General features: G+C 61.5%; 16 protein-coding genes. 8 read left to right on the forward strand and 8 right to left on the reverse strand.

The window, feature by feature from the left end:
* The first annotated feature begins 14 nt into the window (after window positions 1-14).
* Window positions 15-851 carry a methyltransferase domain-containing protein gene (locus tag PLO63_03995; GenBank protein HOI73289.1) on the forward strand — a complete coding sequence of 279 codons (837 nt, stop codon included), beginning with the start codon at window positions 15-17 and terminating at the stop codon, window positions 849-851.
* Here the strand turns inward: PLO63_03995 and PLO63_04000 are convergent.
* Both PLO63_04000 and PLO63_04005 read right to left on the reverse strand, forming a co-directional pair.
* Window positions 838-3,120 carry a PAS domain S-box protein gene (locus tag PLO63_04000; protein ID HOI73290.1) on the reverse strand — a complete coding sequence of 761 codons (2,283 nt, stop codon included), beginning with the start codon at window positions 3,118-3,120 and terminating at the stop codon, window positions 838-840. The genes PLO63_03995 and PLO63_04000 overlap by 14 nt on opposite strands.
* The gene (locus tag PLO63_04005) at window positions 3,117-5,237 is read right to left on the reverse strand and encodes a PilZ domain-containing protein (GenBank protein HOI73291.1); all 2,121 of its coding nucleotides are present in this window, start codon (window positions 5,235-5,237) and stop codon (window positions 3,117-3,119) included. The genes PLO63_04000 and PLO63_04005 overlap by 4 nt, the downstream gene beginning before the upstream one ends.
* 239 nt (window positions 5,238-5,476) lie before the next feature.
* Here PLO63_04005 and PLO63_04010 point away from each other — a divergent pair, with 239 nt between their 5' ends.
* The 6 genes from PLO63_04010 to PLO63_04035 all read left to right on the forward strand — a co-directional run bounded on the left by PLO63_04010 (window position 5,477) and on the right by PLO63_04035 (window position 10,550).
* Window positions 5,477-6,292: an NlpC/P60 family protein gene (locus PLO63_04010; GenBank protein HOI73292.1), complete on the forward strand. Its 816-nt coding sequence runs from the start codon at window positions 5,477-5,479 to the stop codon at window positions 6,290-6,292.
* A 133-nt stretch (window positions 6,293-6,425) separates the two neighbouring features.
* Window positions 6,426-6,884 (forward strand): OsmC family protein, encoded by a 459-nt coding sequence (locus PLO63_04015; GenBank protein ID HOI73293.1) that lies wholly within the window; start codon window positions 6,426-6,428, stop codon window positions 6,882-6,884.
* 81 nt (window positions 6,885-6,965) lie between these two features.
* A complete protein-coding gene (locus PLO63_04020) occupies window positions 6,966-7,730 on the forward strand; it encodes an ATP-binding cassette domain-containing protein (GenBank protein HOI73294.1) in 765 nt (254 codons plus the stop codon).
* A complete protein-coding gene (locus PLO63_04025; protein HOI73295.1) occupies window positions 7,711-8,631 on the forward strand; it encodes a SufD family Fe-S cluster assembly protein in 921 nt (306 codons plus the stop codon). The genes PLO63_04020 and PLO63_04025 overlap by 20 nt, the downstream gene beginning before the upstream one ends.
* Before the next feature lie 43 nt (window positions 8,632-8,674).
* Complete coding sequence (gene rfbB, locus PLO63_04030; GenBank protein HOI73296.1) at window positions 8,675-9,739, forward strand: dTDP-glucose 4,6-dehydratase; 1,065 nt, start codon at window positions 8,675-8,677, stop codon at window positions 9,737-9,739.
* A gap of 19 nt (window positions 9,740-9,758) precedes the next feature.
* Window positions 9,759-10,550, forward strand: a complete 792-nt coding sequence (locus tag PLO63_04035; GenBank protein HOI73297.1) for an SDR family oxidoreductase — start codon at window positions 9,759-9,761, stop codon at window positions 10,548-10,550.
* Between the two features lie 108 nt (window positions 10,551-10,658).
* Here PLO63_04035 and PLO63_04040 read toward each other — a convergent pair whose 3' ends face one another.
* The 6 genes from PLO63_04040 to PLO63_04065 all read right to left on the reverse strand — a co-directional run bounded on the left by PLO63_04040 (window position 10,659) and on the right by PLO63_04065 (window position 17,127).
* A complete protein-coding gene (locus tag PLO63_04040) occupies window positions 10,659-12,122 on the reverse strand; it encodes a tetratricopeptide repeat protein (protein HOI73298.1) in 1,464 nt (487 codons plus the stop codon).
* Between the two features lie 9 nt (window positions 12,123-12,131).
* A complete protein-coding gene (locus PLO63_04045; protein HOI73299.1) occupies window positions 12,132-12,659 on the reverse strand; it encodes a CsgG/HfaB family protein in 528 nt (175 codons plus the stop codon).
* Entirely contained in the window at window positions 12,656-13,393 is a 738-nt protein-coding gene (locus PLO63_04050) for a CsgG/HfaB family protein (GenBank protein HOI73300.1), read from the reverse strand. Before PLO63_04050 ends, PLO63_04045 begins: the two co-directional genes overlap by 4 nt.
* Window positions 13,394-13,491: 98 nt before the next feature.
* A complete protein-coding gene (hflX, locus tag PLO63_04055) occupies window positions 13,492-15,186 on the reverse strand; it encodes a GTPase HflX (GenBank protein ID HOI73301.1) in 1,695 nt (564 codons plus the stop codon).
* A complete protein-coding gene (locus PLO63_04060; protein ID HOI73302.1) occupies window positions 15,129-15,332 on the reverse strand; it encodes a zinc ribbon domain-containing protein in 204 nt (67 codons plus the stop codon). The genes hflX and PLO63_04060 overlap by 58 nt, the downstream gene beginning before the upstream one ends.
* 157 nt (window positions 15,333-15,489) lie before the next feature.
* Entirely contained in the window at window positions 15,490-17,127 is a 1,638-nt protein-coding gene (locus PLO63_04065; protein HOI73303.1) for a hypothetical protein, read from the reverse strand.
* A 943-nt stretch (window positions 17,128-18,070) separates the two neighbouring features.
* Between PLO63_04065 and acs the strand changes: the two genes are divergently transcribed.
* Window positions 18,071-20,041, forward strand: a complete 1,971-nt coding sequence (gene acs / locus PLO63_04070) for an acetate--CoA ligase (protein ID HOI73304.1) — start codon at window positions 18,071-18,073, stop codon at window positions 20,039-20,041.
* Window positions 20,042-20,062 lie beyond the last annotated feature (21 nt).

The raw sequence follows: 20,062 nt of genomic DNA on the forward strand, positions 1-20,062 counted from the left end.
AAGGAAAGGAAGAAATGGAGAAAAACGGATTCTATCTGATGGATAATATGGAGGAGTCGGTCCGGCTGGAGGTAAAGACGGATCCGGAGGCTGTTCGCGAAGAGGCTCGCTGGTGCGGCGTGAAACCGGGAATGCGGGTCATGGATGCCGGGTGCGGTCCGGGCCTCACAAGCGCGCTCCTTCTGGAGTTGTTGCAGCCTGGAGGAGAGGTGGTGGGCATCGACTACATGGAGCCGCGGATCCGGGATGCAAGGGAGAAGTACGGCGAACGGCCGGGGATGGAGTTTCTGCTGCACGACCTGAGGCAACCTCTGCCGCCGATGGAGCCCTTCGACCTCATCTGGATTCGTTTCGTCCTGGAGTACAATCTGCGGGAAAGCCTCGATATCGTGCGCAACCTGACTGCATGCCTGAAACCGGACGGCTGGCTCTGCCTCATGGACCTGGATTACAACTGCCTGAGCCACTATCCGCTCCCGGAATCCATGGACAGGACCCTGCAGAAGGGGATGAAGCTGTTTCAAAGGGATCTGAACTTCGATCCCTATGCCGGGCGCAAGCTCTACTCCTATCTTTACGACCTGGAATACAGGGACGTCGAGGTCCGTATGAAGGCCCACCACCTGATTTACGGGGATGTCCGGTCCTCCGACCTCTTCAACTGGACAAAAAAACTGGAAGTGGCCGCCGTGCAGGTCCAGGGCGCCTTCGATGACTACCCGGGCGGCTATCAGGGATTCTTTTCGGATTTCAATGCGTTTTTCAATGATCCCCGCCGGTTCACCTATACACCCATGATCCTCTGCAAGGGGCGGAAACCGTCCGCGGATCCCGGGACTACCGGAGGGTAAAGGACTTCTCCCGGAAGAGGCGCAGGCAGGCGTCCACGACTTCCGGGTCGTAGTACTTTCCCCGGTTCGTGACGATTTCGTCGAGGGCTTTCTCGATGCCCAAGGCCGGACGATAGGGGCGGTGGTTCATCATCGCCTCCACCACGTCGGCCACGGCCAGGATTCGCGCCTCCAGCAGGATCTCCCTACCGGAAAGGCTGCCCGGGTAGCCGGAGCCGTCGTACCGTTCGTGATGCTGGTGTACGATCTGGGCCACCGGGTGATGAAATTCGATGTTCCGGAGGACCCGGAAGCCGACGTCCGGGTGGGTCTGGATGAGGCTCATCTCGATGGCGCTGAGCCGCCCAGGTTTGCTCAGGATCTCGGCGGGGATCTGCATCTTGCCGATGTCGTGGATCAGGGCCGCCATCTGGAGACCCTCGATGCGGTCGTCCGACAGCCCCATCTCTTCCGCGATCGCCGCGGACAGGTCCCGGACGTGACGCTGGTGGCCCGCGGTATAGGGGTCCCGGGATTCGACGATATCGGAGATGGCTTTGATGGTGCTTTGCAAGGCCGCCTGCAGCATGGCGTGGCTCTTTTCGAGGGCGGTCATGTCTTTCATCGTCCCCACGATTCCTGTCAACTGCCCCGAGGGATCCACGTTGGGACAGGCACTGATGCTGAAGAGCCGCTCCGTTCCGTCCCGGCCGATCATGCGCCCCATTTCGCTCTTCACCGTTTCCCCGTTTTCCCGGATCCGCTTGAAGATCCGCGAATAGGAAGAGGTCTCGTCTTCCCTCACGAAGTCGGTGAAGGATTTCCCGATGACTTCCCCGGACTCATGTCCCAGCAGGGCCTCCCAGGCGGGATTGACATACGTGTAGGTTCCTTCCGGGTCCAGCGTGTAGATGATGTCGGGGGCATTCTCACCGAGGCTCCGGAATCGCTCCTCGCTTTCCCGGATTTTCTCGTAATCCCGGACCCGGTTGATGCTGACGCCGATCTGGGGGGCGATGCCCTGAAGCAGGTTCAGGTCGCTCTGGCTCATGGAGCGCTGGGAACGGTAGTTGTCCACGGCCAGGATTCCCTCCGCGTGTCCTTCGTAAAGGATGGGAACGCAGGCGAATGCCTTGACGCCCATGAAGCGTGCATATTCATAGCTCTTGGCGGACAGCTCGGGCCGGATCTGTTCGATGTCGTCCACGAGAAACGGCTTCTGCTCCCGGAAGGAGACGATGAAGGGGCCCCTGGAATGGGGCTTGTCCAACTGGAAGGACGTATTCTGGAGAAACCAGGATTCGTCGGAATTGTACCCGTATCCGTCGGCATACTGGAGCTTCGTGCCCTCCGGGTTTGCCAGGAGCACCATGCCGCGGTCGAAATCCAGGAGCCGCTCCATGGAGTCCATGACAGAGCGGAGGAGATCCTTCGTGTTGAGGATGCTCGCGGTCGCCTGCCCGATTTCGTTCACCAGGAGGGCATTGTTGTAGCTCGTATTGATCCGGTCCATCAGTTCGCCGGTCCGCTCGCCCTTTTTCCGGAGCGCTGTCTCGACCTCCGTTTTTTCCACCCGTTCCAGGCCCAGCGAAAGGAGCGAGACGACGGTGATGGCCGACAGCGTGAACACGACCCATTCGGTCTTGTCCATGAAGAAGAAAAGAACACCCGCGAGGACCGCTCCGACGAGAAGGGATGCATTCCGGATCTGTTTCCAGAGATGACTGGCGGAAATCTCCCAGGAAACGACGTAACGGCAGACGTCTCCTCCTTTGTGGATGCAGGTTTCATGGTCGATCCGGGCGAATTTGTCCGTGAACAGCCTGCCGATGGCCTCGAGGGTGCCGAGGCGATTGTCACACTGGTAGGGTTTTTCGATGATCCCCGGCCTGATCTTGACGATGATTTCGATCTGCTGTCTGCCAAGGCTCCGTGTGGAGACAATGCAGGAGCGGGAGGCCCGGGTGAAGATCCGGCTGAGCATCCGGTAGGCGATGGAGGGGTTGACAAAGCTCAGGGCATACTGCTGAACGTCCCCGGCGGCGGCGGAGAGGGCCGAGAAGCGGCCGGCCTCCCGGGAGATGTCGGGATTCGGAATGGCCTTGGTGATGGCTTCGTGGAAGCGATCCACCTGGTTCTGGGTGAACCAGTGGCCGGCGTCTTCGACCTGATACGGAGTCATGCCCGCATATTCGAGCAGGGCGCGGACATCCACCGCGGGATGGTGCGTCTTGAGATACTCGACGTAGTTCTTGGTGATCCGGCTGTTGTAAAGAGCGTCCGTTTTCATCTCTGGATCATTTTCTGGGCCCACTGGAGCAGCGCCAGGAGCGGCTTGCTGCGCTGTATCTTGCGCTCCATGTAGTTGATGAAGGCACGACCGTACTGGACGTCCAGGATCCACATGGAGTACTGCTTTTCCTGCTTGATCCCCTGCTCACCCGGGTAGGTGGCCGGGTAGATCATGACCGGGACCTTGGGAATGCCGTACACGGCGGTCAACTGCCCGACGGCTGCCTGGATCGCTTTCCAGGGCGTGCCGGCCGGGTCCAGCATGAACACCTTGAAGCCGTTGAGCAGTTCTGAAAGGTTCAGGCCCAGGTCCGATTCGTTCCTCCAGAGGGCGGCCTTCATCTGCCCGTCGTACAGGAGGGCGTGTGTCGAAACCCGCCGGACCATCCCGTTCCTCCGGTAGAACTCTTCAACGGTGGGTTCCTTCTCTCCCGGCCGGGCGTTCAGCACGTCCATCAGGAGCCCCCCCGAGAAGTGGCGGTAGAAGCTTTCCAGGGTCCTCTGCCTTGCGGGAGTCAATTCTTCCAGGGTCCAACCGGGTGGGAGGCTTCCCGCCTCCTCATCGTTCGTGGGGAATTCAATGAAAGCGAAAAGATCCTGGGAACAGGCCCGGGGTTCCTTGATGGCCTTGGCAAAGTCCCCCACGAGGTTGGGGAACCGGTTTTCCGGCCGGAAGTAAAAAACGAGGTGGTCCATCCGGACGGAGGGCAGCCGGTGAATCCCCTCGAAGTAATTCACAATCAGCTTGAGCATGGCCAGGGCTACCCGAAGCGATCCCTTGCGTCGCGCCGCCAGGTGATGCACCATCCACGAGCGTTCGTAGGCCTTCACCATCGAAAGGTGGCCGTAGATGATGCCGTCTTCCTGATAAAGGAAATGCTCTGCGATCTCCGGGTGGTTGCAGTACAGTTTCCGGTATGTTTCCTTGAACTGATCGCGATACTCCTGGATCATCCGGTACTTCTTCGGATAGAGAAATCCTGTCTGGAACAGGAAACTCCACAGGGCGTCCAGGTCCGGTTCCTGGGAGACGAAAAGGTGCGGATCCGTCATGTTCGTCAGGATGTGGCTCAACTGCTTGTATTCCTGGATGTCCATGTCCAGGAAAGCCAGCCCGCAGATGACCCGGGATCCCTTTTCCTGGCGGTATGCCACTCTTGCCCGGGGAGCGATGACGGCTCCGCCGGGAAAGTGAATCTGCACCTGGGGCAGCACCAGACCCTGGAGAAGAACGCCGTCGTCGGGGCGCTCGAAGACGGAAAAACCCGTGAGGGAAAGGTCGTGGATGTCCCGCTGGATCCTCTCCCCCGACAGGGGATGGCGGCACGTGATATACGCCGTGGGGTTCATCCGGTGGCGGAAACTCCGTTTCGGTTTGTTCCGGGTGCGGGGGAGGGGTTCCGGGAGGGCCGTCAGGACGATTTCCCGGGAGCGGACCCCCGGTGTATGCCGGATGCACCGGCAGGAACTGGAATATACGACGTTCCCGTCGATTGAAAGGCGGGTCAGAATGGGCCGGTCCGGCTGAAACCAGTGAAATGAGTCGGGATAGTCCGTCCGTGCCTGGATGCGGAACGCCTGATTGCTGAAATCGATGAGGTTTCCTCGGGCGGTGAAGCCGCTCTGGGTGATCTCAGCGGCAATCTCCACCGGGGCCGGGTGCCTTCTGGCACAGCGTTTCCCGATGGCAAGCCCTTTTTCAGGGATTTGAATGGTGAAATTGCCGTTGATGGACTCCATCTCCGGGATGGGGACCAGGATGACGGACTGCCCGTCGGGGATCACGAGATTGAGAAGCCGGAGGTGGTCGCTCCCGTTTGGAGGATCGCCCTTCCACCTGCAGGTGATGGTCCGATCCTGGCAGCATTCCGGGAACGCCTCGGCGAGAAAATCCTCTCCGTAGCGGACGTCCCGGAGATGAACCTGCAGGGGGGTGCCTTTGAAGTGGTGCAGGTTGATGATGTTGATCAGCTGGTTGGCGGAAAGTTTCTCGGCCGAACGCCTGCGTTTCAGGAAGTCGCTGCGGAAAACCCAGGAAGACAGGGACGGGGTTTCCCGGTGGTCGCTTTCCGTCGGGTGCTTTTCGCCGGTATGATCGATCTGGGTCTCGATCACGGGTCTCAACGGCTCCTGATGAAGAGCGGTTCGTCAGAATGAAATCTCTGCAAGGGCTGCTCCTCTGGAATCGGGATCCACAAATTGGGGTATCAGTATTATATCAGCGCCCGGAATGCAAGAAGAAATAAGGGGAAAATGAACGGGAGCGCATTGGACCCCGATGGGAATTGGAATCAGTCACAACGCCCGTTGAGAGATCGCACCAAGTCTGATAAAAGACAGCCGGAGGTTACGACATGACGGCTCTTTGCCGCTTTCATTGTGTCCCTGCCTGGAAACCCTTTGCCGCCGTGCTGTTGGCCTTGTGTTTCCTTCCCGGGATTCTGACCGGATGCGGAGCCCGGAAGGGGGTTGTCTGGCGGGAGCGACCTGTTGCCGAGAAGGCGAAACCCGTGCGGCGAGAACTGGCCCGGATGAATTACACCATCCAGGCCGGGGCGTTCGCCCGCGTGGAGAACGCCGCTCGCCTCACGGAAGGTCTCCGGCGCCAGGGTCTCGATGCTACCTATTTCAAGGCCCGGGAGGGACTGTACAAGGTCCGCTTCGGGAACTTCCAGACCCGGGAGGCGGCCCGTGAGCGCGCGGAAGCGTTGCGGCGCTCGGAAGTGATCGAAGAGTTCTACATCGTCGCCCCGGAGGATTACGCCGTTTCCAAAAGGAAGGCCCTGGGAGACGCTTACCTGCGGAAGGAACTGGTCAAAACGGCGGCGAGCTATATCGGCGTTCCCTACCTTTGGGGCGGAACGTCCGCGGAAACGGGATTCGACTGCAGCGGCCTCGCCATGACGGTCTACCAGCTCAACGGCCTGGATCTTCCCCGTTCCTCCCGGGAGCAGTTCGAAGACGGGACCACCGTGTCGATGGATGATCTGCAGGAGGGGGACCTTGTCTTCTTCGCCACGTCCGGAAGCGGAAACGTTTCCCATGTAGGGATCTACGTCGGGTCGGGGGTCTTCATCCACGCTCCGGGAAAGGGCAAGGCGATCGGCCGCGAGTCTCTGGCCAGGGACTACTACCGGAAACGGTTTCTCGGTGGCCGGACATACTTGTAGCCTGTTCCGCCGGGGTGGTCCGCGGTCAGCCTGCCGGTTGCAGAGGCCACGACCCCCCGGGAAGCATGGAGCGGGAGCGCCGCCGCGCGGCCGGGTATTCCCGTTTCGTATCCTGGAGACAAAAGGAGACGCGATGGCATTGCACACGTTCCGGGCCGAATCGGTCCTGGAGGAGGGGATGGCAGTGGCGAACACCGTGCGGGGATTCACCCTGACGGCGGACGAACCGAAAACGATGAGAGGGACCGACACAGGCATGAACCCCGTGGAAATGCTCCTGTGCGCTCTCGGTTCCTGCCTCTGCATCACGGCACGGTTCCTGGCCCGTCCCTCCAGGATCGACCTTCAGGAATTCCGCGTCTCCGTGGAGGGAACCCTGGACCCGGACGGATTCATCCGGGGAAAGGAAGGGGTGCGTCCGGGATACCAGGAAATCCGTATGACGATGACCATCCGCTCGTCTTCTCCCAGAGAGGAGGTCGAGGCCTTCCTGGGGCTTGTCAGGGCCCGTTGCCCCGTCAGCGACAGCCTCCTCAAGGGAGTGCCGGTTCGGGAGGAGGCGGAAATCCTGGATGGGGAAATTTCCCGTTGACAGGGTGGATGAATTCCATCATAGGCACACCGATGTCCGCCCCGGTCGGCGGGATCCGAAATGCCAAATGAGGGAAGTGTCATGCTGGATCTGAAAAACATTGTCTTTTCCGTGGAGGACGGTCCCGACGAAAACGGGGGGAACGGCGGCATCCGCCGCATCATCGACGGGATCGATTACAGCTTTGAACGGGGCAAGTTCTACGCCATCACGGGGCCCAACGGGAGTGGGAAAACGACGCTGGCGAAGCTCATCATGGGAATCAATCCCGTAACGGAAGGCTCCATCCTGTTCCAGGGCGAGAACATCACCGGGTACTCCATCACGGAGCGTGCGAAAGCCGGGATATCCTACAGCTTCCAGCAGCCAGCCCGGTTCAAGGGAATCACCTTCCGGGATCTCCTGTCCATCGCTTCCGGCACGGACGAGGAAATCCAGCTTCTGGCCCTGCTCCGCCGCGTGGGCATCTGCTCCCTGTCGTTCCTGGACAAGCCGGTGGACTCCAAGCTCTCCGGCGGCGAGATCAAAAAGATCGAACTGGCCACGACCATCGCCCGGAACCCCAAGGTGGCCATCTACGACGAGCCGGACACGGGAATCGACCTGTGGACCATCGGGCCCATGGTGAACCTGCTCAAGCGGGAGCAGGCGGAGCACGGGACGACGACGCTGGTGGTGAGCCACAACCGAGCCTTCCTGGAGGTAGCCGACGTGGTTCTCATCGTCAACGGCGGCCGCTTCGCCTACGAGGGTGATCTGAAGGGTGCCCTTCCTCTCCTGAGTGACATGAGTATCTGCAACTACAAGGCATGCGTGAGAATCGACGATGTTGGATGCTTTCGATAAAGACCTGCTGAAGACGGTGGCGGACCTGGAGGGGCTTCCGAAGGGGGCCTACAACATCCGAAAAAACGGGCGTCTCCTGGCCCGGGAGGTATCCGCCAACATCCAGATCGAGAGCCTCGAGGACAACCGGGGCATCGTCGTCACCATCAAGCCCGGAACGGTGAACGAATCGGTTCATATCCCCGTCATTTTAAGCCAGGCGGGCTTGAACGACGTCGTGTACAACCGCTTCATCATCGGCGAGAAGTCCGATGTGACGATCATCGCCGGTTGCGGGATCCACTGCGGCGGAGCCGACCCGGAAGGCCACGAGGGGCTCCACGAGTTCCAGGTTGGCCGGAAGGCGAAGGTCCGCTATGTGGAGAAGCATTACGCCACCGGCCCCGGCCGGGGCAAGCGGTCCCTGAACCCCTCCACCCGGGTCGTCCTCGCCGAGGGCGCCCAGGCGGAGATGGAGCTGACCCAGATCGGCGGAGTCGACGAGGCGAACCGCGTCAACGAGGCCGTCCTGGGGCCCGGCAGCGTGCTCCTGGTGACCGAACGAGTCATGACCGAGGGGAGCCAGCGGGCCGTCTCGCGAAACTCCCTGGTCCTGGAGGGGGACGACAGCCGGGCCAACCTGGTGTCCCGGTCCGTCATCAAAGACGACTCGGTGCAGGACTTTTTTGCCACGCTGGAGGCCCGGGCCCGGTGCTTCGGCCACATCGAGTGCGACGCCATCCTCATCGGAAACGGCCGGAACGAGACGATCCCCTCCCTCAAGGCCTTTCACCCCGAGGCGGAGCTGACCCACGAGGCCTCCATCGGCAAGATCGCCAACGACCAGCTCATGAAGCTCATGAGCCTGGGGCTGAGCTACGAAGAGGCCGTCAACCGGATCATCCAGGGGTTCCTGCGCTGATCCGCCGCTCGCCGGTTCCGGCGGCAACCTGAAAGGATCATCGATGATGTTCGAAAATCTCCTCGTGACGGGAGGATGCGGATTCATCGGGAGCAACTTCATCCGGTTTCTCCTGGAACGGAATGATTTTACCGGCCGCATCGTCAACCTCGACAAGCTGACCTACGCAGGCAACCCGGACAATCTGACGGAAGTCGCGGAGCGATACCCGGGACGTTATGTCTTCGAGCACGGCGATGTCTGCGACGCCGCGTGCCTGGAGGACCTCTTCGACCGGCACGGCATCGACGGGGTCTGCCATTTTGCCGCCGAATCGCACGTGGACCGGTCGATCCGTCGCCCCGAGAGCTTCATCCACACGAACATCCTGGGGACCTTCCAACTCCTGGAGCGGGCCAAGGCCCGGGGGGCCGCCTTCCGGCTCTTCCATCACGTGAGCACCGACGAGGTTTACGGGAGCCTCGGTCCGACGGGTCTCTTCACCGAGGACATGCCCTACCGTCCCAACAGCCCCTACTCGGCCTCGAAGGCCGCCTCGGACCACCTGGTCCGGGCCTATTCGGAGACCTTCGGACTTCCCGCGACGATCTCCAACTGCTCCAACAACTACGGTCCCTACCAGTTTCCGGAGAAGCTGATCCCCCTGATGGTTCTTAACGGCCTGGAGGGCAAGCCCCTGCCGGTCTACGGCGACGGCAGGAACGTCCGGGACTGGCTGTACGTGGAGGACCACTGCGAGGCCATCTGGCTGATCATGCGGGAAGGGAAGCGGGGGGAGACGTACAACATCGGAGGCAACGCGGAGATGGAGAACATCGCCATCGTCCACCTGATCTGTGCGCTCTTGGATGAACTGGCGCCGGCGGAAAACGGGGAGTCCCGGGAGCGGCTGATCACGTATGTCGCGGACCGTCCGGGCCACGACCGCCGCTATGCCATCGACTTTTCCAAACTCGCCGGAGAGCTGGGATGGCGGCCCCGCCAGTCCTTCGCGGAGGGCCTGCGGAAGACGGTGGCATGGTACCTGGCGAACCGGCCGTGGATCGAGGGGATCCGGACCGGGGCATACCGGTCCTGGATCGAGGAGCATTACGGCAAAGAAGCCTGACGGCGGAAAGGAGACAGCCATGGATTTAGGATTGAAGAACCGGGTGGCCGCGGTGGCCGGAGGGAGCATGGGCCTGGGGCTGGCGGTGGCAAAGGCGCTGGGGCGGGAAGGCGTCCGCCTGGCCATCGGCGCCCTCGACGACCCGGCCCTGCCGGCGGCAGCGGATGAAATCCGGAGGGAAACGGGGGCCGAAGTCCTGGCCGTGGCGGCGGACGTGTCCGATCCCGCACAGGCAAAGGCCTTTGTCAGCAAGACCGTCGAACGTTACGGCACGCTGGACATCCTTGTGAACAACGCCGGGGGGCCGCCGTCGGTGCCTTTCCTGGATATCGATGACGGGATGTGGGAGAAGGGCTTCCACCTGAACCTGCTGTCCACCATCATCATGACCCGGGAGGCCGTCCCCGTCATGAAGGAGAAGCGGTGGGGACGCATCATCAACATGACCTCCATCTCCGTGAAGCAGCCCATTGACGGCCTGATCCTGTCCAACACGATCCGCTCGGGCGTCATCGGCCTGGCCAAGTCCCTATCCAACGAGCTGGCGCCGTTCAACGTCACGGTCAACAGCGTCTGCCCGGGCTACACACTGACGGAGCGCGTCCGGAGCCTTTCCCGGACCGTTGCCGAAAAGACGGGCACGACGCCCGAAGCGGTGATCGCCAAGTGGGAGGCGGACATCCCCATGAAGCGTCTGGGGACGCCGGAGGAGTTCGCGGCCCTGGTGGCTTTCCTGGCCTCCGAGTCCGCCGGCTACATCACCGGCGCCGCCATACAGATCGACGGCGGCTGGTACAAAGGGGTCATGTAAACAAACGAAAGAGGGCGGATTTGAAATCCGCCCCCTCCCAAAATTGACAGGGGGCAGCTTTGGAAGCTGCCCCCTGTCTTGTCTTATCGATACGGTAAGTTGCAGGCCTCAGTGGCCGCCACCACCACCGCCTCCCCCAACACCGGCAGCCTGAGCGGCCGCTACGTCGGCCTCGGTCGCCACCGTGATGGATGTGACAACCGCTTCCGCGCTGGAGGCTGCTTCTCCGGACGACGGCGAGCCCGCGAGGGCTGATCCGCAGGGGCCGGTCGGATCGACGTTCACGCAGCGGGTGAAAGCGTCGATCGCCTTATCCCATTCCCCCAGGTCCTGCCAGTCGAGCCCCTCACCGTAAAGCAGCAGTCCCTGGTAGGAGCGTGTTGCATACCGGTTGATGATCTGCTCGTCGGCAGGCGTCAGCTTGATCCCCAGATCCTTCAGGATGCCGAAGACGATGGCCTTCTGAAGCTTGAAGAACTCCTCCGTTTTCCCGCGGGCGTCCTGGTCTCCCAGGTCTTTCCCTGTGGCGACGCTGGTCAGGATCCGAAGGATGTGCAGGTCGTCGGCACCGGCGCCGAGCATGCCGCCCGAGACGATCTTGCCGGCCCCCAGGAGCCGTCCGATCCGGGGCGAAGTGGCCGGATCCACAATCCCCGACTGGCCGAGCTTCATCTCGTCCAGCAGCTTCTGCAGCCTGATCCGTTCCACCACCTGGATCCCCTTGGCCTTGCTCAGGTCGGTGATGATCATCGCCGCCAGGGCCTTCCGAAGGTGTTTCGTCTTTTCCGTGTTTCCCTTGTCCCCGAAGGGGGACACGGCAATGATGTTATCATTCACCGGGAAGGCCTTGTCCAGCTTCTCCTTCGGTATGGCTGCCGCCTTGGGCCTGGTCGCGGCTGTGGAGCCGGGCTTTGGCGATGGAGCGACAGCTTTCACTTCCGCCCGGGGCTTTTCCTTCGTAGCGGTCCGCGACTTGCGACTGGTCCGGCTTCGTGTGGCCTTTTTGGAGGACCTGGGGGGCGGTGCCTCCCGGACGGTTTCCTGCTTGGCCGGGGAAGATACTGCCTCCTGCTCCGCAACGAGTCCGCTCGATATCAGTGCCCTCTCCTGGGCAAGGGCGTTCTTCGCCTGTTGGGATGCGTCCTTGTAGGTTGCCAGCAATCTTTGCTTTTTCACCAGGTTGGCTATGTTGCTGTCGGGTTCTCGGGCCAGGAGGACGTCCCAGGTATCGATCGCCTTCCCGTAATTCCCTGTCTCCGCGTAGGCCAGGCCGAGGTTGATGATGGTCCGCCGGTCCGGGTCGGCTTTGTAGGCCTTCTCCAGGGCGGGGACGGCCTCGGGTCCTTTCTTCATTTTGAGGTATGTCTCGCCGATTCCCTTGAGGGCCTCCACGTTGTTCGGATCCGACTTCAGGATTTCCTGGTAGGCCGCCAGCGCCTCGTCGTAACGCTTGTTCTGGAGCGCCGAGTTGGCCTTTACCTGGAGAGCAACGGAGCCACAGCCCGCCAAAAGGAAAACCGCTGCCAGGAGCAGCAGGAGCGTGCTCCGATTCGAGAGTGCAGACTTGTCCATGATGACCTCCTATGGAATCTGGGACGAAAGCTGCAGCAGAACATCCGCAGTCAGCTTCTCCTCGAGTTCTCGCAGCCGGGTGAATTTCCCGGTACCCTTTCCCGTGGATAGAATCTCGGCTGTTTCCGTCTTGACAACCCGGACACTGATTCTGACCGAATCCCGGTATTTGTGAAAGGATCCGAGGACCACGGCGTTTGCCCCCAGGAGCAGGCCCGCCCGAACGGCGTATCGCTCGTCCGGAACCCCCGATACTCCCGGATTCATCCCCTTCAGGATCTCATGCAGCCGCGACCGCTCCACGACCCGGACCTTTCCGGAGCGGGCGAATCCATCCGTGAGGGCCGCGGCAATTTTTTCCCCGAGGCCCCTCGTCTCCTCCGAGGCCGACAGGTCCTCCAGGGGAAAGACGGCGACCAGCCAGCCGCCTTTCGGCTGCCGGACGGTCTCTTCCGCGGCGTGGCATGCAAAGGATCCCACAAGGAGGACGGCCGCCAGGATGTAAATCAGACAGGAAGCCCTTCGGGTTCCGTTCAAGGCCGCTTCACCCCCCTTTTCAACTGCAGTTCCCTTCGTTTCTGAGCAGCCTGCTCGAAGCCCGGGTCGATCCGGAGGGCCTCTGTGAATGCCTTTTCCGCCTCCCGCCATTTGCGGCGGTCCATTTCGTCGAGCCCCCGGGAGTATTCCAGGAAAGCGGCAAAGGATCGTCCGCCCGCCCGCGTCAAGAGGCTCCGTTCCTCCGTCGTCAGCGGCGCGTCCAGACCAGCGGCGATTTTCTCCACGAGGGAGGTCTCCAACTGGAAGAAGTCGTCCGTTCGTCCGGTGACTTCCTCGGCCTTCAGGATGAGGCCGGTTTCCACCTCCACGATCCTGGCGTCGATGCGGATCATGTCTCCGATGGCCGTGTAACTGCCCATCAGGAGGGCCTGGACACCGAGGATCCTGCCGAGCCGGACCGCCGAGGCCGGGTCCGTCAGGCCCGACTGCTGGAGTTTCATCTCCGACAGCAGGGCGTCCAGCCGTTCCCTCTCCACGACCTGCAGGCGACCCAGGCGGCCCAGGTCGGCGATGAGCGTTTCCGCAATTCCTTTCTGAAAGGCGTCGAGCTTTTCCCGGTCAGCAATGCATTCGTTTTCGAAATAGAGAACCGCCAGGTGGATTTTCCCGGTTTTACGGGCCGCACCGGCTTCCACCGACAGGGACCACCACCCGGTCAGGGCCACAGCACATAACAGGATGAGGAAAAACGGGAATCGCCCGGAGGGGATCATAATGACGACCTTACTTGTAGGGTTTCGGCCTTTCTTATAGCGGGTTTTCCCCGGAAAGGGAAGGGGCTTCCGGTTCAATATGGGAAGTGTAATCCTATTTAACGACGGCTGCCGATGACGGATTCGAGACGGATCAGGAGGGCGGGAAGGGTCTCAGGATGGAGGGCCGAGACGGCCGGCGCCTCGTACCTCCGGGACAGGGTCTCCAGCAGGGCCGGGTCGTCGATGCGGTCCGCCTTGTTCAGGACCTTCAACAGCGGCTTCCCGGCGATGTCGAGTTCCCGAAGGATGTTATCCACCGCCTCGATCTGTTCCTCGAAGCCGGGGTTGCTCACGTCGATGACGTGCAGGAGCAGGTCCGCCTCCTGAAGCTCGTCCAGGGTTGCCCGGAAGGCCGCCATCAGTTCCCGGGGCAAGTTCCGGATGAAACCGACAGTATCTGTAATGATGGCCTCGGTGTCCCGCGGGAAGCGGAGGCGGGAGCTCTTCGGGTCGAGGGTGGCGAAGAGGCGGTCCTCGGCGAGGACGTCGCTCTTCGTGAGGGCGTTCAGGAGCGTTGATTTTCCGGCATTCGTGTAACCCACGATGGAGATGACCGGCAGGCCCTCCCGCCGGCGTCTTGTTCTTCTCTGGTCCCTGGCCTTCTCGATCTCCTTCAGCTCCCGTTCGAGGCGGTGGATGCGGTCGCGGACACGGCGCCGGTCGATCTCCAGTTTCTGCTCACCGGGACCCCGGCCGCCGATTCCTCCGGCGAGGCGCGAAAATGCGGTGTTTCGCTGGGCCAGGCGCGGGAGGCGGTACTTGAGCTGGGCCAGCTCCACCTGGATCTTGCCCTCACGGCTGTGAGCCCGCTGGGCGAAGATGTCCAGAATGACCTGGGTCCGGTCGATGACCCTGAGCTCCGTGAAATCGGCGATCGAACGGGCCTGCGCAGGGGACAGCTCGTGGTCGAAGAGAAGGCAGTTGGCGCCCATCTGGAGTGCACGGATAACGACATCCGCCAGTTTTCCCTTTCCCAGGAGGTAGCGCGGGTCCGGCTGGGGCCGCTGCTGGACGGCGGCATCGAAGACCTCCACTCCGGAAGTCCGGCACAACTCGCGCAATTCGACGAGGGCCGCCTCCGTGTCCGCCATGGGATTCGTCTCCACCCGCACCAGGATGGCCCGGTCGGCGGCATCCACCCGCCGGGAGGTCTGGCGCTTTGCGATGGCTCCCTCCAGGTCGGATATAAAGGAGGCGAAGTTCAGGACGAGGTCGGGGGGCCGGACGGGTTTCAGGAAGGACCAGTAGGAGCCTTCGGGATTTTCCGGGACCAAGTGGGCCGTGTGGACAATGCCGGGGAGCCCGTCAAGGTCCGCCAGCACGGCGCACACCAGGTCCAGCCGGAGGAGGGCCAGATCCGTCAGATCGTCTTCCGTGAGGCTTTCTCCGTTCAGGTGGGTGTGGATGAGGCGAAGCCCCCGCAGGCGGCTGGCGGCGAAGCGGAAGCGGTCCAGGCTGGGGATCAGGATGTCCCGGTGGGAGCCGACGATCACTTCCTCCACGTCCCCCCGGCGGTTCACGAGGATCCCGATCTGGCGGTTCAGTTCGCGGGACGGCTCCGTGAGATGCCGGGCGACGTCCTGGGTGACGACGCGGTCTGGCGGGATCCGGCGGCGGTAGAGCTGCTCGATCCGCCGGATCTGGTCCGGTTTCAGTCCCGTGAGATTGCCGTGAATTTTCCGGATGGAAGCACCTACTTGAACTTCTCGGGGCTGACCCTTCGCTCCATGCCGTCCAGGAAGGAAGACCAGGAATTCGTCTTGAACGCCGTGACGCGCTTCTTCGGCTTTCTGGCCCCGCACTGGGGACAGGCTAACCCGTCGTACGGTTCCCCGATCTTCAGGAAGTGGTCGTAGACGGTCTCACACTTGCTGCATTCGAATGTATAGATGGGCATGGCGGTTCCTGTTCCTTAAAATACAAGGGATTATAATGGTTTTGATTCAGGCGGATATGGTTCTTCTATGCGACACGGGCTGGATTTTGTCAATAAAAAACCCCGGAGGGTTTCCCCTCCGGGGCCGTCGGCAAACGGGGGTCGATGACGGCTGAACTTAGAAGCTCAGTGTCAGCTTGTGCATCAAGAGGTAGTCGTTGGACAGGGCCGGCTCGAAGTTGTAGCTGTTGGCCCAGTTGAGACCCGCAATCGTTGTGGGTGCGTTGTAGTTGCCCTTGAAGTAGTCACCGGGCCAGAAGTAACCGGCGCCGATCATGTACTCCAGGTTGTCGTAGATCTTGTACGAGGCCACGAGGTCAAGCTCGTACCCGTACTTGTCGGAGTTGTACTCGGACAGAGGGTTGCCCGTGTTGGGGGTACCCCCGGCAAGCCATGCGAATCCGGCTGTGGCAGGGGAGGCCCAGGGCTTCTTCTGCGCGGTGGCGTACGTGAAGGCCAGCTTGATGTCCGCCTTGGGAACAGGCTTCACGCCCACGTAGATGTGATAGAACCAGCAGTTGTCGAGGAACGTGCTGACATAGTCAGCCGCGCGTCCCGCCGTCAGGGCTCCGCGATAGTTTGCGCTGCCGCGGTCGCCGACCCAGGTGTGGAAGTCATCGTTGAACATCATGAGGGCCGGGTTGTAGGCCTGACCGGCGAGCAGGCCGGCCATGAAGCCGCCTTCCCGCTTGTCCGGGGTCGCCGGATCGTCACCGGTGATGTAGGCGAACTGGAGGCCGAAGTACACCGGGGCGAAATCAGCGCGGGCACCCAGGTAGAGGCCGTAGCCGAACAAGTCGACGTCCGTCGTCATCGATCCGGCACCGCCCACGATGGCCGCTGCCTGAATCGGGTTTTCCCAGGAGAGCTTCCCGTAGATGACCGCCGCCTCGCCTTCGATGTAGACGGGACCGAGGGTCGCCTTGAAGTAGGGATCCAGCACGAAAGCGCTCTGGAACGTACCCACGTCCCATGCTCTCGTGGTGTAAACATAGTTCGCACGGTTGACGGTAGCACCGCCGGCAGTACGACCCCACTGCAGGATGGCGCCGGCTTCAACCGACTGGCCCTTGTACACGAAACCGAGGTCGAAGATGTCCGCGTCGGTGTCGTTGTAGAACTCCGGAACCACACCAGCGGCAGCCTGAGAGGTCGGCCGCCCGCTGTCGCCTTCCGTCATCTTTTCCCAGGCCGCGATGATGGCCACCGGGCCGACGGGAAGGATGTACTTGATGCCGGGGCGGGTCGCGTTCGAGTCGCCGAAGAGCGTCCCGAAGGCGAGGAAGTTCTGGTAACCCACGAGGAATTTGCCGATGCCGGTGTTGAAGTCGACATAGGCCCGCTCGAATTCGATGTTCTCCTGAACACGAGCGTCAGCGCCGAGACCGCTCCACGCGGCGCGGCTGGTGCTGTCCACTGCACCTGCCCATCGCCGATCGCCCCACTTCTTCTCCAGGGCGTCGAACCGGGTCACCAGCGTGAGGCCTTCAACGACCTTGAACTCGGTCTGCATTCTCAGGCGCTGCTGGAAAAACGCCTGGGAGCCGTACTGGCCGATGCCAGCACCGGTCGCCGCGTTGCCGAGGAGACCGCCCGCCGCGTTAACGGCGTTCTCGTTATCGAGCAGGGAGTGGTTCTTGTCGAACACGCCCCACACGTGGTAGGTGCCGCTGAACTTTACGTCCACGGCGGATGCCGGCATGGCGATCGCGAAGACGACCATGGCCGACAGCAAAGCAATCCAAAGTTTCTTCATTGTTTCCTCCAAAAGAGAAAATCTGAATTTTGTCCGGTCCTTCCGGGCAGAAAGGACCCTTCTTCCGCTCCCTCTTGCTTCCCTGCCGCCTGACGGCGGAAGGAAATGACCGGCCGGGCGTTTGCCTTCCCGACCCGTCCTGCTGACCCCCGTGTCACCTCCTTCCTTTTTGAAAAGGTTTGCGGAAGGTATCACCCCCCGCTACCCTTTGTCAAGGCGACTGTCTGTATTTGTGACAAACGGGCAACCTTGATGAACGTTGAGCTTGCAAGGGGTGTACCACGGAAGGGCAGTACGGTGTGGATCGTGCCTCAAGGATCTCTTTATCTTATCGAAATGAAAGGAAATGTACGTTGTGTCCGGGCACCATTTGGAAACATTGCCCAGGAGCAGCCAAGGGTGCGGCCTGTCCCCGGTGTGTTCCCTTTTGGGATCGGCCCGCCGAGAGTGTAGCAAAAAAAACACACGCTCTGGAGATTCTCTGTCTGCTGTTTCCAGGTCTCTCAGCCTGGGGAGGACCGGGGGCCTTCCGGGAGCCCTTTCCGGCGTTCCGATTCACCGTGGAACACCCGCCGGACGGGCCGTGGCGGCCCATTGCCGGGGCAAAATAACGCTTGACAGAAAGAGGATAATTGATATAGGGCAAATCGCGCGTTAGCGTATGACCGGGAGTCAGCGAATGACCACCGTTCACAGGCCCCACGCATCTTGCCGCAGGCCATCCCCTTTTGGAATTCAGGCGGGTTTCATGTTCAGGTCGGATCGCCTCCGACGGTTCCGGCACGGTCGCGAAATGATGACTGTGATCATGACCCGGCGGGCACGGCCAGCCTGAATCCGGCAAACCAGGAGCGCTGGCAAACGCTCCTTCAGGCTTCGTAAAGGGACAGGGCGGGTACCCATCAATTCAAAAAACATCAAGCAAGGGAGGTACGTAGAACACATGGCAGAAGAAAAGGTTCAGTTGAAAGAGGTCTATCCGGTACCGGAGAAGATCAAGAAGATGGCCTACATCAGCGGCCGGGAAGCGTACGACAAGATCTGGAAACGCTCCATCGACGACCCTGATGGATTCTGGTCCGAGATCGCCAAGGAGTACGTGGAGTGGTTCAAGCCGTTTGACAAGGTCATGGACTACAACTTCGACATCAAGAAGGGCGACATCTACGTGAAGTTCTTCGAGGGCGGCAAGCTGAACGTGTCCTACAACTGCCTCGACAAGCAGCTCAAGACCCGGGCCAACAAGGTTGCCATCCAGTTTGAAGGCAACGAGCCCGGCGAGGACAGGGCCATCACCTACAAGCAGCTTCACGAGGAAGTCTGCAAGTTCGCCAACGTTCTGAAGTCCCTGGGCATCAAGAAGGGCGACCGTGTCTGCCTGTACCTCCCCATGATCCCCGAACTGGCCATCTCCATGCTGGCCTGCACGCGCATCGGCGCCGTCCACAGCATCGTGTTCGGCGGCTTCAGCTCCGACTCCCTGCGTGACCGGCTCCAGGACAGCACCTCGAAAATCCTGGTCACCTGCGACGGCACCTTCCGCGGCGCCAAGGCGGTTCCCCAGAAGGACAGCGCCGACGCAGCCGTGGCGGAGAGCCCCTCGGTGGAGAAGATCATCGTCGTGAAGCGCGTCGGCGACAAGATCAAGTGCAACATGAATCCCGCGAAGGACATCTGGTGGGATGATGCCATGGCGAAGGTCTCCGCCGATTGTCCCGCGGAGCCGATGGACGCCGAGGATCCCCTCTTCATTCTCTACACGTCCGGCTCAACCGGAAAGCCCAAGGGCGTCATGCACACCACGGGCGGCTACCTCGTCTTCGTCGCCTACACCCACAAGATGATCTTCGACTACAAGGAAGAGGACGTCTACTGGTGCACCGCCGACATCGGCTGGGTCACGGGACACTCCTACATCGTGTACGGTCCCCTCTGCAACGGCGCCACCTCGGTCATGTTCGAGGGCGTGCCCAACTACCCCGACATCAGCCGCTTCTGGAAGATCGTCGAGAAGTACAAGGTCAACATCTTCTACACCGCTCCCACGGCCATCCGCGCCATCGCCAAGGAAGGCAACGAGTGGGTCAAGAAGGCCGACATCTCCAGCCTCCGGATCCTCGGAACCGTCGGCGAGCCCATCAACCCCGAGGCCTGGAACTGGTACTACAACATCATCGGCCGCGGCGAGTGCCCCATCGTGGACACCTGGTGGCAGACCGAGACGGGCGGCATCCTCATCACCCCGCTCCCCGGAGCCATCGACATCAAGCCCGGCATGGCCACCATGCCCTTCCCAGGTGTCTGGCCCGTTCTCCTGGATGACGAAGGCAAGGAAATCACGACCACCGAGGCCTCCGGCGCCCTCTGCATCAAGCGCCCCTGGCCCGGCATCATGCGCGGCGTCTATGGAGATCCCAAGCGCTTCGCCGAGACCTACTTCGAGCAGTTCCCCGGCTACTACGTGACGGGTGACGGCTGCCGCCGCGACAAGGACGGCTACTACCAGATCACCGGGCGTATCGATGACGTCATCAACGTTTCCGGACACCGGATGGGAACGGCGGAAGTGGAGAGCGCGCTGGTCGCCCACGCCAAGGTTGCCGAGGCGGCCGTTGTCGGCTATCCCCATGACCTGAAGGGCCAGTCGATCTATGCCTACGTGACGGTGAAGAGTGGTGTCGAAAAGTCCGATGCCCTCAAAAAGGAACTGGTTGCCCATGTCCGGACCCTGATCGGTCCCATCGCCACGCCGGAAAAGATCCAGTTCGCCGACGGTCTGCCCAAGACCCGGAGCGGCAAGATCATGCGGCGTATCCTCAAGAAGGTTGCCGCCAATCAGATCGACGACCTTGGCGACACCACCACGCTGGCCGATCCTTCCGTTGTCGACGACATCGTGAAGAACCGGCTCTAATCGACAGGATGTAACAAGAGG

Source organism: Syntrophales bacterium (assembly GCA_035363115.1).
GTDB lineage: Bacteria > Desulfobacterota > Syntrophia > Syntrophales > PHBD01 > PHBD01.